The organism is Acinetobacter sp. V116_7 (genome assembly GCF_056735735.1).
Window position 1 is genome coordinate 321,045 of the sequence record NZ_JBWZIF010000028.1, and the last position, 15,286, is coordinate 336,330.

Annotated in this window: 12 protein-coding genes; 5 read left to right on the forward strand and 7 right to left on the reverse strand. The window is 38.3% G+C overall.

The genetic code is table 11. The annotated features are described in order from the left end of the window. Nucleotides 1-8: 8 nt before the first annotated feature. Genes AC1PJP_RS15495 through AC1PJP_RS15525 form a run of 7 tightly spaced genes read right to left on the reverse strand, consistent with a single transcriptional unit; the run spans nucleotide 9 to nucleotide 8,425 of the window. A complete protein-coding gene (locus AC1PJP_RS15495) occupies nucleotides 9-1,826 on the reverse strand; it encodes a dipeptide ABC transporter ATP-binding protein (protein ID WP_479767588.1) in 1,818 nt (605 codons plus the stop codon). Nucleotides 1,827-1,828: 2 nt separating this feature from the next. Then, nucleotides 1,829-2,677: an ABC transporter permease gene (locus AC1PJP_RS15500; protein WP_479767590.1), complete on the reverse strand. Its 849-nt coding sequence runs from the start codon at nucleotides 2,675-2,677 to the stop codon at nucleotides 1,829-1,831. Beyond that, entirely contained in the window at nucleotides 2,674-3,825 is a 1,152-nt protein-coding gene (locus tag AC1PJP_RS15505) for an ABC transporter permease (protein WP_317856622.1), read from the reverse strand. The genes AC1PJP_RS15500 and AC1PJP_RS15505 overlap by 4 nt, the downstream gene beginning before the upstream one ends. 5 nt (nucleotides 3,826-3,830) lie before the next feature. Then, a complete protein-coding gene (locus AC1PJP_RS15510) occupies nucleotides 3,831-5,405 on the reverse strand; it encodes an ABC transporter substrate-binding protein (RefSeq protein WP_250375726.1) in 1,575 nt (524 codons plus the stop codon). 10 nt (nucleotides 5,406-5,415) lie between these two features. Then, the gene (locus AC1PJP_RS15515; protein ID WP_479767593.1) at nucleotides 5,416-6,609 is read right to left on the reverse strand and encodes an LLM class flavin-dependent oxidoreductase; all 1,194 of its coding nucleotides are present in this window, start codon (nucleotides 6,607-6,609) and stop codon (nucleotides 5,416-5,418) included. 33 nt (nucleotides 6,610-6,642) lie between these two features. Continuing rightward, on the reverse strand, nucleotides 6,643-7,353 hold the full coding sequence (locus AC1PJP_RS15520) for a class II aldolase/adducin family protein (protein WP_000209266.1): 711 nt from the start codon (nucleotides 7,351-7,353) through the stop codon (nucleotides 6,643-6,645). A gap of 13 nt (nucleotides 7,354-7,366) precedes the next feature. Beyond that, the gene (locus AC1PJP_RS15525) at nucleotides 7,367-8,425 is read right to left on the reverse strand and encodes an ABC transporter substrate-binding protein (RefSeq protein WP_000060708.1); all 1,059 of its coding nucleotides are present in this window, start codon (nucleotides 8,423-8,425) and stop codon (nucleotides 7,367-7,369) included. A 1,044-nt stretch (nucleotides 8,426-9,469) separates the two neighbouring features. Between AC1PJP_RS15525 and AC1PJP_RS15530 the strand changes: the two genes are divergently transcribed. The 5 genes from AC1PJP_RS15530 (at nucleotide 9,470) to AC1PJP_RS15550 (ending at nucleotide 15,252) form a co-directional block, all read left to right on the forward strand. Beyond that, the gene (locus AC1PJP_RS15530) at nucleotides 9,470-9,760 is read left to right on the forward strand and encodes a hypothetical protein (RefSeq protein WP_049836651.1); all 291 of its coding nucleotides are present in this window, start codon (nucleotides 9,470-9,472) and stop codon (nucleotides 9,758-9,760) included. 494 nt (nucleotides 9,761-10,254) lie between these two features. Beyond that, nucleotides 10,255-10,788 carry a fimbrial protein gene (locus AC1PJP_RS15535; RefSeq protein ID WP_000731817.1) on the forward strand — a complete coding sequence of 178 codons (534 nt, stop codon included), beginning with the start codon at nucleotides 10,255-10,257 and terminating at the stop codon, nucleotides 10,786-10,788. 87 nt (nucleotides 10,789-10,875) lie between these two features. After that, nucleotides 10,876-11,610 carry a fimbrial biogenesis chaperone gene (locus AC1PJP_RS15540; RefSeq protein WP_004792379.1) on the forward strand — a complete coding sequence of 245 codons (735 nt, stop codon included), beginning with the start codon at nucleotides 10,876-10,878 and terminating at the stop codon, nucleotides 11,608-11,610. A 58-nt stretch (nucleotides 11,611-11,668) separates the two neighbouring features. Continuing rightward, nucleotides 11,669-14,227, forward strand: a complete 2,559-nt coding sequence (locus AC1PJP_RS15545) for a fimbria/pilus outer membrane usher protein (RefSeq protein WP_447500391.1) — start codon at nucleotides 11,669-11,671, stop codon at nucleotides 14,225-14,227. Next, nucleotides 14,224-15,252, forward strand: a complete 1,029-nt coding sequence (locus AC1PJP_RS15550) for a fimbrial protein (RefSeq protein WP_151744204.1) — start codon at nucleotides 14,224-14,226, stop codon at nucleotides 15,250-15,252. The genes AC1PJP_RS15545 and AC1PJP_RS15550 overlap by 4 nt, the downstream gene beginning before the upstream one ends. The last annotated feature ends 34 nt before the right edge of the window (nucleotides 15,253-15,286 follow it).

The following is a 15,286-nucleotide window of genomic DNA, read 5'->3' on the forward strand; positions in this document are numbered from 1 at the left end:
GTTCTTTTTTATGCGCTAACTTCAAGTACGTTGTTTTTAAACAAGCTTGGCGCATGGGTAAGCAAAGTTTTGGTATATACATGTTGAGGATGACTAAGCACTTGGTCTGTTTCACCGTATTCAACAATATGTCCATTTTTTAATACGGCGACTCGATCTGCGATTGCACGAACAACCCCTAGGTTATGGGTCACAAATAGTAAGGTCACACCTTGCTGCTGAAGGTCTTGTAGTAGTTTTAAAATAGATGCCTGAACTGAAACATCCAAAGCAGAGGTAATCTCATCACAAATCAAAACATCAGGTTGGCACAGCAAAGCTCGCGCGATCGCTACGCGTTGTCTCTCCCCACCCGATAAATCTCTAGGATAGAGTTCTTGAACTTGTATAGGCAGAGAGACTTGTTTAAGTACCTGTGTGACTTTTTCTATGGCTTCTTGTCGAGATGCTCCAAAGAAATGCTGCACGACTTTAATTAAGGTCTGACCAATCGTATGCGCTGGATTCAAGGCTTTATAAGGGTTTTGAAAGATATATTGCAGTTTATGTCGTTGCTGCAAATGACGTTGTTTCCCACGCAACGACAAGACTTCATCTGCTAATGTAATTTGCCCATCTGCATTTTCATTCAGGCCAGCAATGACACGCGATAAAGTGGTTTTTCCTGAACCCGATTCACCAACTAATGCTAAACATTCGCCTTTTTTGAGTTGAAATGAGATATCAAAAAGAGCCTGTTGCTGCCCATACCATGCATTAATATGTTCAACTTTTAGTAGTGCTTCTCGATCAGTTTCTCGTTCAATAACCTGATGATCAAGCTCTTTAAAAGTAATCACGCCAACATGATCCGAATGGTGACAAGCAACAAAATGCGGGTCAAACTCATCTTTTAATTGAGTTAATTCAGGTTGTTTTTGACGGCATATGTCTGTGGCGAAAGTACAACGTACTGCAAAAGCACATCCCGCTGGACGTTCATTTGGTGAAGGTGCATGTCCTTCAATTGGAGATAAATATTTACGAATGGCCACATCGGGAATGGCGTTAAGTAAACCTTGCGTATAAGGGTGTTTAGGGGTTTCAAATAGTTGGGTTAATACCGCATCTTCAGCAATTCGCCCTGAATATAAAACAATCACCCGATCTGCAATGTCTTTTACAACCGTTAAGTCATGCGATACATAAATAGCAGCAACATTATATTCGCGGCATAATTTACGAATGATGTTCAATACTAAAGTCTGCGTCGTCACATCTAAGGCGGTGGTTGGCTCATCTAAAACAATCAAACGTGGCTGTAGCAAAAATGCTAAGGCCAATAAAATTCGTTGTTGCTGTCCACCTGAAAGTTGATGGGGATAACGCTTGAGAAATAGCTCATCATGAGGTAACCCCACTTCATCTAAAATTTTGGCTACTTTTTGGTATTTTTCAGCGTTCGATAGCTGTGCCTGATGGACTTCTAATAATTCAAATAAATGTTGACCAATACTTAATGCTGGGTTGAGTGCCGTTCCAGGATCTTGAGCGACATGACTAATTTTATAGCCACGAACCTGACGTAAAGCATGATCATCTAAACTGAGAATATCTTCATCATCCAGTTCAATTGTGCCTTGAATAATCTTGGCACCATGTCGTGCATAGCCCAATAAGGCACTCGATAATGTCGTTTTACCAGAACCACTCTCTCCGACCAGCCCTAAAACTTCACCTTCTCGCAAGCTAAATGAAATATTAGAAACGATATGATTGCCGGTGTTTACCAATGCCACGGTTAAGTCTGTTACGGTCAATACTGTATTTTTAAATGTATTTGCCATGTTTATTTTTCCTCAATCCGAGCTGCTGCACGTCCAACGCCCTCTGCCAATACATTCGTTCCGAGTGCAAACAAAGCAATTAAAATGACAGGAGTAAACACGGCCCATGGTTGAACTAATAAACCAGCGCGATTTTCATTAATCATGAGTCCCCAATCTGCTGCTGGAGGTGCCACGCCATAACCCAGAAAAGCCAAACCAGATAACATACCCACTGCCCATGTCAGCATCACACCAAGATGAATGAGTAATGGCGTCAACATATTGGGTAAAATTTCACGAAATAAAATATAGGTTTTTGAATAACCAAGAATTCGGGCAGCTTCGATATATTCCTGTTCCACTAAATTAAGTGCAACGCTTCGTGCAAGACGTACAACTCCAGGAATAAAAGCAATTGAAACCGTTAAAACGATGAGCCAAGGCTGTCGACCTAACATCGAAACAATAAGTAAGACCAAAATAAGATCGGGAAAGGCCATAAAAACATCAGTCAGCCAAGTCACGAACTGATCAATCTTATTTCGGGCAAAAGCAGCTAATATGCCTAAACTAGAACCAATCACTAATGCGACCAAACTGGCAGCCAGCGTCATCCAGATAATTGAAGCACCACCAGCAAGTACACGTGACCAAACATCATGACCAATATAGTCATAACCTAAAAATGATTTTCCTTCGGGTGGTCCATAAGTCATGCCGACCAATGCAGTGGGTTCAAATGCAACAAATAACGGTCCAACCAGTGCGAAAATCAAAACTAGAGCTGTGACTACAAATCCAAAACGTACTTGTCTTTCACGAATTAATGTTTGAAAAAAGTTTCTTTGGTACCAATGAAGTGAGCTCATTTCCCACCTCCTTGCTGAATATTCTTTAAAGCATTGCGACGATCGACAGGTTTTACCGTAATTGGTCGGCCAGACTTCCATAAACGTAATGCCTGACGTCGCCCTGGCGAACGTGCTTTATGTCTTTTTGCAGTCCGTATTTTTGGTGTGAGTAAAGTCGTGATTAAATCTGCAATTAAATTAACAACCACCACACAAATGGTGAGCAATAAAACGATTGCTTGAATGGTCGGGATATCCCTCATTTCGATTGCTGCATTGAGCGCATTACCAATACCGGGGTAACTGAAAACCACCTCAATAATGAGAGCACCACTCAGCAAAACTCGTATGGTCAATGCTGTACCCTGCACCACAGGAACCAATGCATTAGGTAAAACATGTTTCCAAATAATCCGGCGCTCAGGAATACCACGCAGTCGTGCAGAGGTCACATATTCCGACTCTAGCGCATCAATCATGGAACCACGCACTAAACGCATCAGATATGGAATGAGTGATAAAGCTAAAGTTAAAATTGGTAAAATTAAAAATTCTAGTTGGCTATAAGGCGACTCGTTAGGAATCAGCAACGATGCGGCTGGCAATATGTGCAAAACCGATGTTGAAAAAAACATCATTAACCAAATCGCAATAACAAACCCCGGCACCGCTTTAAACACAATAGAGCTAGAGACAATAATACGGTCGAGTTTGCTATCGCGATGAAGCGAAAGCCACACACCTAACACGACTGAAAGCGGTACAGTAACGACAATCACGAGGCTCGTGAGCGCAACTGTATTACCAAAATAATTCTGAATAATTTGTAAAACAGGCACATTGGAATCAATCGAGCGTCCAAAATTACCTTGCAACAATTGACTCAACCAATGCCAGTATTGAAGCAATATCGGATCATTTAATCCCAATTGTTCACGAAGTATTTGTACCGTTGCTTCAGGTGCTTCTGGTCCTAAAATGACGCGAGCTGGGTCAGATGGAAGTGCTTGTGTCGCAATAAAGACAATGAGACTAATAACAAATACAACCAATACCCCTGACACCAAACGTGTCAAAAACCAAGGTAACCATGCGGGAAATTCAAATGACTTGGCAATTGTTGGTTGTTGAATGGATGCTTCTATTTTGCTGGATTGAATTGTCATATTGGTTACCCTCTACGCCAGAATTCATCTGTACGCCACGCAGCAAAGCCTGTGCGATCAGGCGTTACACCACCAATTTGGTTCGAATGTGCATCAAGGACATTATTAAAGCCCCAAATGAGTAAACCACCTTGCTCATGTTGAATATGCTGTGCTTCATGAACAAGAACTTTTCGTTTTTCCAAATCGGGTTGTTGCAATGCCGCATGCACTAGTTCCGTAAAACGCTCATTCTTAAAACGAGTTTTATTATTTGCCGCACCCGGCCCATCAATTTGCAAGACTGTTAATAAGAAAGGACGTGAAACGTTCGAACCTGTACTAAATGCCCAATCTTGTTTTACAGCATCCGCAAAAGTAGCAGCTTCAACCTGTTTAACATTAACAATGACACCTGCTTGAGCAGCATGCTGAGCAAAAACTAATGCGGCATTGCTATCTGGGCCTGTATATAAATCGACTGTTAAACTATTATTAAAACCAGCTTCTTTGAGTAGCGATTTTGCTTTATTTAAATCTTGCTTGCGCTGAGCAATACTGTGGTCATATACAGGATCGCTAAACGAATAAAGGTCATTTGCAACTCGTCCTTGCCCAGCTAAAGCACGTTTGACCAAATCGTCTCTATTAGCAATCAATCTAAAAGCTTGTCGTACCCGAGGATCATTGAACGGTGCTTTAGACGTATTCATATCAAATGATTGCCAAGCATCGGTTTCCGATGAAACTAGATTTAGTCGTTTATTAGATTGAATTAAAGCAATATGCTCAGCACTTACTCCAGATGCAATATCAATTTGGCCAGATTGCAAAGCAGCAAGACGCCCTGTCTGATCCTTAAAATCAATAATTTCTATTGCATCAGCATAAGGTTGATTTTCTTTCCAATAATTTTCAAAACGTACAAAACGTGAACGCTGGCCGGGTGTAAAACTTTCAAGCTTAAAGGGGCCAGCCCCGACTACATTTTTAACTGGGTCGTAATCTGTAGGAACAATACCACCCCAGCTCATCCATGCTTCTGGTAAAGCAACCAATCCCTTTCCTTGAGAAAAAGGAATTTCAACGGTGTATTCATCGCGCTTTTTAATTGCATCTCTTTGCAAAGAATAAAGATAAGCTGCAAATGGTGAGGCAAGTTTGGGGTCAGTTAAGCGCCGTAAAGAGAAAATAACATCATCGGCTGTAATGGTTTTACCGTGGTGAAATTCGAGTCCTTTTTTTAAGCGAATAGTCCATTTGGTTCCGTCATTATTGGGCTCAGCAAATTCAGCAAGGGCAAGTTTTGGCTGAATATCTCGGCCCCATTCCCATAACTTTGCATATAAAGGCCAGCCTCTAAACGCACTGGACATACCAATAGGTTTATGTGCATCTAAGTTGCCTGCTTGGTTACCATTAATCACTCCAATTTTGATCACACCACCTTTTTTCGGCGTATCATTTTGGGGGGAAGCGGCAGTGGCGCTTTCAGAAGATGAAGAATCGGGCTTAGAACATCCTATAAGGCTCATTGCAGCAAAAGCACCAACACCTAATCCAGTCTGTTTAATGAGTTCTCTACGTGTAATTTTATTCATGCCTTCTCCCTTAAACCACGACTTCTTGATTCAAGAGGGAATCAATGGATGAATTTCTATTGAGCTTAGGTAACTCAAAACCATGATCTAGCTCTAATAATGGAAACAATAAGTCCGCTACCCGATAGGCCTCTCCAATTAAAGGAAAACCCGACAAGATAAAGGCTGATACACCATAGCTTTCGTATTCTTTAATCCGTTTGGCAATATTTTCAGCACTACCCACTAAGGCAGTTCCTGCGGCTGGGTTTAAAATATCGAAACCAAATAAAGATGGGCCAGTCCAAACATTAGGATAAATTTCAAAATCTTTAGCTTGAGGCAAAATACCTCGACGTAATTGTTCTAAGTTCTTTTGAATAGATGGGTTGTTGCTTTGATAACTCTCAAAAGTTTCATTTGGAGAAAGCTGTCGTTTAACAGCTTCGATTGCATAATTTACATCAATCTTGTCAAGTAACGACTGAGCATATTGCCAAGCCTCTTCTTCTGTTTCCCGAACAATAATTTGTAATCGAGTTCCAAATTCTAAAGTTCGGCCAATTTTTGCTGCCTCAGCCGCAACCTTGCTAAACTTTTCTCCAAGTAACGGCGGTGTATTCGCAAAACTTAAATATACATCTAACAATTCAACAGAATGCTGAACGCCTTTGGCAGAAGTTCCAGCTCCCCACAAAGGAACACCTTGTTTTTGAGTCGGACCACGCCATTTCGACATTGGAGACCCGCCCTCTAATCGTGGAGCAATTTGAATAAACTCGCCCTCAAATCCAGAGGTATCACCTAAGTAGTTTTGTTGAAATGCATTCCAGTATTCTTTACTAAAGTCATAACGTTCATCATGAGTATAGTGAATACCTAAAGCTGCCAAACCCTTATCATTTCCATTAACGACATTAAATAACAAACGCCCTTTAGAAAATGCATCAAAAGTTTGCGCATATTTTGCCAAAACTGCTGGCTGGACTTCTCCGGGATGTTGGGCAACTAGAAACTTTAAACGTTCAGTAAATGGAATTAAACTTGCAGCAACAGCAAGTGTTTCATATTCACTTGTACCCATGAGTGAACCGTAAAAACCAAGTCGATCTGCGGTAATCGCAATCTGTTGCAAGTGTTCATAATCAGTATCCCACCGCCCAGATTCCAACCAAGGATATGGCCCATCTGGAGAAGTGAGATACCATAAAAGTTTTACAGCCATAGTATTCTCGATCTTTATTTTTTAAATCTTTATCTAATTCAGAGGAAGTAAGCCCAGAGATTTTGCTTTTTCAGTCAATCCGCTCATTTTCCATTGCTGATGTAAAACCCCTTGCCCGTATTCTCGGCTGCCACCGACTAATTCAGCGAGCAGCTGAATTTGAGCACCTTCTTCAAGCAATAAAATAAATTCAGCAGTTTCCTGTAGTCCTTGGCGCCCCCATACAGTCGCTCCGCCATTGGCTTCCAAGATGGCCCGATGTTCAATATCAACTTTGAGTTGATCTAAAATAAAATCCACTTCAGCTTGACGGCGATCAATGTAAATCGGCAACTCTTTAAACAAATGAAAGCGCTGAACAGGCACATAACGGATCGGTAAAGTACGATGGGTTTGAGCCCAAGCGCCTAAATTCGGCGCGTGTACATGAGATATTGTGGTGACATCTGCATGTTCTTTAAAAAGCTTGTTATAGCGCCCACCTGCACTTTTTCTTCCCAGTAAAACTTCACCATCAATGGTCTCCACCAATACTTTGCTTTTTTTATCTTTAGACCACGGCCCTGCATAGTTAAATGTGACTAAGGTATTTTCAGGTCCACGTTCAACAAAATTAACGGTTCCGTTTGCAGTAATTGTTCTTGTTTCACGGAATACTTCAAAAGCAAATTCAGCTTTTTCACGGTTCAATTCGATAAAGTCATTGAGTTCACGAGACAATGGCGTTTGAATAAGTGTTGTCATGATCAAATCCTCTTTAAAATTTTTTATTTTGACGACGTTTTAAAACTTCGAGTAAAGGACGATGATCAACCCATGTTTCAATATCGACGTCGCGCTCTAAGAAGCCATGCAACCAAAGAAAATCTTTTTGTTGTTTTAATAGCTCTAAACGATCTTCACTTAATGACGGATGTAAAGACTTATGAAAATTATTTCGATAGGCTGTCGCAACACTCTCTGCCCCAGCAATCGTTTCATCTTCTAAAATGACCAAGACCTCATCTAAATGATCTTGTGCCCAATCTGCGGTATCGAATAACTCTTCAAGAAAATCGACTACCACATCAAAATGATCTTCTAACAGGTCTTCATGGACCGTAATGGGACGAGGTGTGCCGTTATTAACACGAGAAGTCACATCTTCAAATTTATCTAAATCAATTCCAACTTTAAGGCCACGTTTAGTTGCAGCTTCAACAGCAGATGCTCCTTTTACATACACAGCATCAACTTCACCTGTAATTAATGCATCTAGGCCTGACCAATATGTACTCGCATCACGATTTTCTTTAGATCCAGCACGCTCAGGTACTTCAATAAAATTCACATCACGGAAAGTGAGATTGGCAAGTTGTAAAGCACCACGAATACCTTGCAATGACATGGCTCTAAAAATACTGCCAGCACGTTTGTCAGCATATTCTGGTAAAGCAACTTTCGCATTTTTTAAATGCTCTGGCTGGCTAATATCTGAATCAGGTCGCACAATAATGACTTGCCACTCATCAATCCAAGTCAATCCAATGAGTCGGCTTGGCGCGCCTTCAGAGCGTGCAGCTAATGCAGGTACATTTCCACCTTCTCGGAACAAAGCTGGCAATTGGTGATCAAAATGATGAACCGATAAACCTTTACGCGCATCTTGCAAGACGGCAACATCAATGCCGTGCTTTTCAAACTTTTTAACTAAAGTACCGCGTTTTAATGAAATACCTGTTGCTGTAGGTACTGGACATCGAGTGACCCAAATTTCAGACAGGATGTTTTTTACAAATTCTTTAGAATTTTCTTTTTTATCTACTACAAGTGACATACGGATTCCTTAGGATAATTCCACTTTCATCACTTGCATTGAGCAGCTTTTATGCCAATTTAATTTATTATTTATTTTCAATTGTTTAAGCAAAAATAGCAGGATTGGAAATGTTTATATTTCATCATTTTTCAATGCCACTGTTGTTTTATCAACAGTTACTTCAGGCAAACATAACTTCTAAAATGCAAAAATATACAATCAGCTATTTTAGTACCTGCTGGAATCCAGCTTGAAGCTTTAGTACATGGCCGAAATAAGCTTGATAACGATGTCGCTAAAATGAATATTTCTTTATTCAGATAGTTATAGAACTTAACTAAATGTTGTCTGCCTGCAAATAAGTCTACGACCAAACTTCTATAACTCTAAAGCTAGATAAATATGCATTATGCTTCTATCTCAAATAGTGCACTTCTTTTAAATAATTTTTAAAGATGTCGCGTTTAAACATTGCTACTCTTTTCTCTAGTTCATATTTCTAATAGATATTGTTCAGTCTTAAAAAATCGTACATATTTAAATTGTAGTTATAAAAATATATTTCACGCCTCAATATATTGAAAAAGTGTGATGGGTTTCAATATATTTGCGTTGCGTAATAATTTTTAATAAATAAAGCGTAATTAATTTTTAATTTATTTCTGATAAAGTTAAATTAGTCACATTTTAAATAAAATTGGTATCTTATTCCTCTGTAGTAATTTTGCAATATAAATATTAGAGGTAAAATAATAAATTACATATTTATTAAATATTTAATTATATATCATATGATGTTTTTATATTACTCAGTTTATTTATTGATCTTTAATTTTTTAAAATTATATAAATATCAATAATTTAAATTAATTGTTTTATCTTTAGATAATTACATGGATTAATATAATTTAAGAATTTTAACTATTACATTATTTAAAATGGTTAATGTGATTTATATCACATGAAAATTAATAATTTTTTTGATTTAAAATTAATGATTGTTTTTAAATTAAAAATATTGTATCAAATATATATAAACTATTTTATAAATAGGTATATAAAATGAAAAATAATATTTTTAAACTTCTTATTCTGATGGTGCTTTCCACTTCCCCATTATTTTGTTATGCAAATAACACAATAATGATAAGAGGAAATATTGTTGAAGATACATGCTCAACACAACATAGCGAGATAGAATGTGTTGAGGTAAACAATTTAAATATTAAGCTTGATAGTGAATATTTAAATAAAAATAGTCTTTCTAATTTAGCTCAACATACTGAGAAAATGGACACTAGCATTGAAAGTATAGGTTCTAACCGCAAAGTGGTGGTTATCAACTATCACTAACTTAATAAAGCGTAGCTTTTGAGGCTACTCCTACAATAAGTATGATTTAAGAGTGATTTGTCGAATTCATCGCACATTTTGATGAATTAAATGATGAGTCGCTCTTTTTTCATAAAAATGACTATTTGTATGTTTTTTCTATATACATATGCATAAATTATTCTATATAATTGTATTGTAAGAATTTAAGCTTATTTTTCACATAATTTGTTCAATTCTTTCTTATTTACATAGTGTTCTTATGTAACTTGCTTATCTCTGTATCTCTTCTTTTTTAGAAAAAACAAAAATTATTTATAAACAGCTATATAGCCTGTAAAAGGCAGTCATTAAGCATTTATTTTTAGTGTGATTTAATTTTTATTATGAAAAAATAATGTGATCTAGTTTGCATTTTGTTTAAGAAGTGTTAATATCGCCGCATTACTTTTCAAGATGTCAAACACTGGAAAAGTAAGGAAATAAACTTTTATCCAGACTTTTGAGAAAACACTATGAAAAAACTTGCTTTGATCGCTGCTCTTTCGGTTGTAGGGATTGCGAATGCTCAAGCTGCTGATGGTACAATTACAATTAATGGTTTAGTTACAGACAAAACTTGTGACATCGTTACTCCAGCTGGTAAAGACTTCACAGTTACTCTTCCAACTGTTTCTAAGCAAACTTTAGCTGTTGCTGGGGATGTTGCTGGTCGTACTCCTTTCCAAATTAAATTAGCTAACTGTTCTGAAGGTAAAGTAGCTACTTACTTCGAACCAGGTGCTAACGTTGATTTTAATACTGGTCGTTTACTTAACAAAGACGCTACTGGTGCTAAAAACGTTAACGTTCAACTTTTAGGTAGCAACAACAACTTCATCCCAGTTCTTGCTGCTGGTGCAAATGGTGCTCAAGCTAACTCTCAATGGGTTGACGTAGCTGCAGCTGGTAGCGCAGACCTTAACTACTATGCTGAATACTATGCAACCGGCGCTTCTACTGCTGGTAAAGTAAACACTTCTGTTCAATACACTATTATCTATCAATAATTGATGGATGAGAGGGTTTCTATGTTTACATGGAAACCCTCTTTTTGTGACGCTTTCCCGAATCTTTGTTGGTTGAGAACTCGAAAAATGAAATTGAACAGTTATAATTTTTTGTTAGGTCTGGCATTTGCTTCAGCAGTTGTTGCACCTGCTACTCAAGCAGAAATTGTAATTCATGGCACTCGTGTGATTTATCCTTCGGATGCTCGCGAAGTTACACTACAAGTTAGTAATAACGGTTCAAAACCAGCACTTGTTCAAGCATGGCTTGATGAAGGCGACTCAAAAAGCACTCCGGACCAATCAAAAGTACCTTTTATGATTGCTCCACCTATTTCTCGTGTTGAGGCTACAAAAAGTCAGACCCTTCGTATTACTGCTCTGCCAACAGCTTCTCAGCTAAATCAGAAGCAAGAAACAGTTTTGTGGTTAAACGTTTTGGATATTCCTCCAAGACCAACTTCAAAAACTGAAAATACGACGCCTGATAATTTCCTGCAATTAGCAATTCGCTCACGTATTAAATTCTTTTATCGACCAGCTTCGATTAAAGACGATGCGAATTTAGCAGCTGATAAGCTTCAATGGGTTAAATCTGGTCAAAACTTAACGGTAAAAAACCCAACTCCTTTTCATATCACGATGACTTCTGTTTACCAAAAGGCAGGTGATAAAAAAGTTGATTTATTACCTCAAGGTTTAATGATTAAACCTTTTTCTGAAGAGTCTGTTCAGCTTAAGAATGGCAATCTTCAAGATATGAGTTTTATGAATGTCAATGACTATGGTGGTCGAGTCGAACACCAAATAAAACTTCAGTAATCAGATTTATCTTTTTAATAAATTTAAGCACCTATTATGTGAGTAGGCGGACTTAGTTATGCCAAAAAAAAGGCAAGAATCTTATAAATTATTAAAACGCCATATTTGTTACTACTTGGCTTCTGGTGTTGTCACAATGACAATGCCTGTATTCGTGCACGCTGAAGAAACAGTCGCGAGTGCTCCTGTAGAAGCTGAATTTGATTCTGCTTTTTTAATTGGCGATGCTCAAAAAGTTGATATTTCTCGTTTTAAATACGGTAACCCTGTTTTACCAGGCGAATATAATGTTGACGTTTATGTAAATGGCCAATGGTTTGGCAAACGTCGTATGTTCTTTAAAGCATTAGAATCGAATAAAAATGCTGTAACCTGCTTTACAGGAAATACTCTTGCTGAATATGGTGTAAAACAAGAGATTTTAGCGCAACACGCTTCTCTTCAAAAAGAAAATAGTAGTTGTTACAAAATTGAAGAGTGGGTTGAAAATGCATTTTATGAGTTTGATAACTCTCGCTTACGTGTAGATATCTCGATTCCACAAGTTGCTTTGCAAAAAAATGCGCAAGGCTATGTCGACCCAAGTCTATGGGATCGAGGGATTAATGCTGCCTTTTTATCTTATAACGGCAGTGCTTACAAAACATTTACTCAGTCTAATGACCAAAGCGAAACAACAAACGCGTTTATGGGCGTAACTGCTGGACTAAATTTAGGCGGTTGGCAATTACGTCATAATGGTCAATGGCAATGGCAAGACACCCCTGCCGAAAATCAATCTAAATCAAGTTACGAAGAAACAAGTACTTACTTACAGCGCGCATTTCCTAAATACCGTGGTGTTTTAACCTTAGGTGATAGCTTTACAAACGGCGAAATATTTGACTCATATGGTTATCGTGGTATCGATTTCTCAAGTGATGATCGTATGTTACCAAATAGTATGCTTGGTTATGCTCCGCGTATTCGTGGTAATGCCAAAACCAATGCAAAAATTGAAGTTCGTCAACAAGGTCAACTTATTTATCAAACAACGGTAGCACCAGGTAACTTTGAAATTAATGACCTTTACCCTACTGGTTTTGGTGGCGAGATTGAAGTTACTGTTATTGAAGCAAATGGTGAGATACAAAAGTTTGCTGTGCCTTACGCATCTGTTGTGCAGATGCTACGTCCTGGCATGAATCGTTATTCATTAACTGTAGGTCAGTTCCGCGATCAGGATATTGATCTCGATCCTTGGGTAGTTCAAGGTAAATACCAGCAAGGTATTAACAACTACCTGACAGGTTATACGGGCATACAAGCAACTGAAAATTATGCCGCTGTATTGTTAGGTGCTGCTTTTGCTACGCCAATTGGTGCGATTGCACTTGACGTTACACATTCTGAAGCTGAGTTTGAAAAACAGTCTTCACAATCGGGGCAAAGTTTCCGTTTAAGTTATAGCAAGCTAATTACTCCGACCAACACAAACTTAACATTAGCAGCTTATCGTTACTCAACAGAAAACTTCTACAAATTACGTGATGCTCTACTTATCCGTGATTTTGAAGAAAAAGGTATTAATACCTACTCTGCTGGTCGCCAACGTAGCGAATTCCAAATTACCTTGAACCAAGGTTTACCTGAAGGTTGGGGTAACTTCTATGTAGTAGGTTCGTGGGTTGACTATTGGAACCGTAGCGAAAGTACTAAACAGTATCAGCTTGGTTATAGTAATAATTTCCATGGCTTAACTTATGGTTTATCTGCAATTAACCGTAAAGTTGAATATGGCTCAACGAATCAAACACACGATACTGAATATTTAATGACGTTATCGTTCCCGATTGATTTCAAAAAGAATTCAGTTAACGTCAACGTCACTGCTTCTGAAGATAGTCGTACTGTTGGTGCAAGTGGAATGGTTGGAGATCGCTTTAGTTATGGCGCTTCAATGTCACATCAGGACTATGCGAATCCATCATTTAACGTAAATGGTCGTTATCGTACTAACTATACAACTGTGGGTGGTTCTTATAGTGTGGCTGACTCTTACCAACAAGCGATGGTTAGCTTAACTGGTAGTGTAGTTGCACATTCAGAAGGTATTTTATTTGGACCTGAACAAGGCCAAACGATGGTACTTGTGCATGCGCCAGAAGCTGCCGGAGCAAAAGTTAATAATGCTGTTGGTTTGAGCGTGAACAAAGCAGGTTATGCCGTAGTACCTTATGTTACTCCGTACCGTCTTAATGACATTACTCTTGACCCACAAGAAATGTCGAGCGAAGTAGAACTTGAAGAAACAAGTCAACGTATTGCACCTTTTGCTGGCGCAATTGCTAAAGTAGATTTTGCAACTAAAACTGGTTATGCAGTTTACATTAATAGTAAAACTATAGATGGCAACAGCTTACCGTTTGCAGCTCAAGTCTTTAATCAGAAAGATGAAGCTGTCGGTATTGTTGCACAAGGTAGTATGATTTACTTACGTACTCCACTTGCTCAAGATCGTCTCTATGTGAAATGGGGCGATGAAAGCAATGAACGTTGTTCGGTTGAGTATAACATTAGTAATCAGTTGCAAAATAAGCAACAAAGCATGGTAATGACTGAGGCTGTCTGCAAATGAAAAGAATATTATTAACAGGTTTCTTATTTACGGCTGGCCTTGGTGTGTATGGTGAGGCTAATGCTTCCTGTACTTTAGCCAATAACAAAGGAGGCTCATTTAGCACGGTTGACATTTCCATGGCCGTAGGTCGCGTTGTGGTCCGACCAAGTGATCCTGTTGGAATGATTTTAAGAAAAGCAACCTTTCCAATTACCGACAATGGTTCAACAGCAAAATGTACGTCTTATAGCGATACTATTACTGCTGCACTTACTCAAGGCTATCCATTGAGCTCACTAGGGAATAATATCTATTCAACGAATATTCCTGGAATTGGTATTCGTTTGTACCGTGAAGCAGAAAATGCAACTAACTTTTCAGGGTATTATCCGTATACTCGTAGTTTAACACCAGGAACAACTTATAATCTTGCTACAGGATATTTTGTTGTCGAAATTGTGAAAACTGCGGCACAGACTGGTTCGGGTACATTAGTGCCTGGTTTATATAGTCGATACTATGTAAGTGGTTATGTAAACCGCCCTTTTTTAACCAGTACAGTTAACGGTAATGCAATTACCATTGCCTCCTCTTCATGTGAAATCCAAGGTAATATTAATAAAGTTGTACAGCTTCCTACTGTTACAAAGGCTGGATTCAAAGGTGTTGGCTCAACTCAAGGTGAACAAACCTTTGATATGAACATTTTATGTAATGGCGGTACAAGTCCAACGGGTTATGAAGAGAAAAATGTTATTAGTTTAAGTTACGACTTTACACAAGATGGCACAAATAGTCAGGTACTGGCAAATACGGCTGCCACATCTGAAAAAGCCAATGGTGTGGGCGTACAATTACTGTGGAATTACCAAAATAAAAATCAAGTCATCAAAAAAGGTGACAAATTAGCTTTAGGTACAGTGTCTTCTAACCAGATACTTCAATATAACGTACCAATGACCGCTCGCTACTATCAAACAGCTGCAAATGTGACTGCTGGTAAAGTGCGTGCCATGGCTACTGTAACTATTGAATATGATTAATCATATTCAATAGTTTATAAACTTAATAATTTCA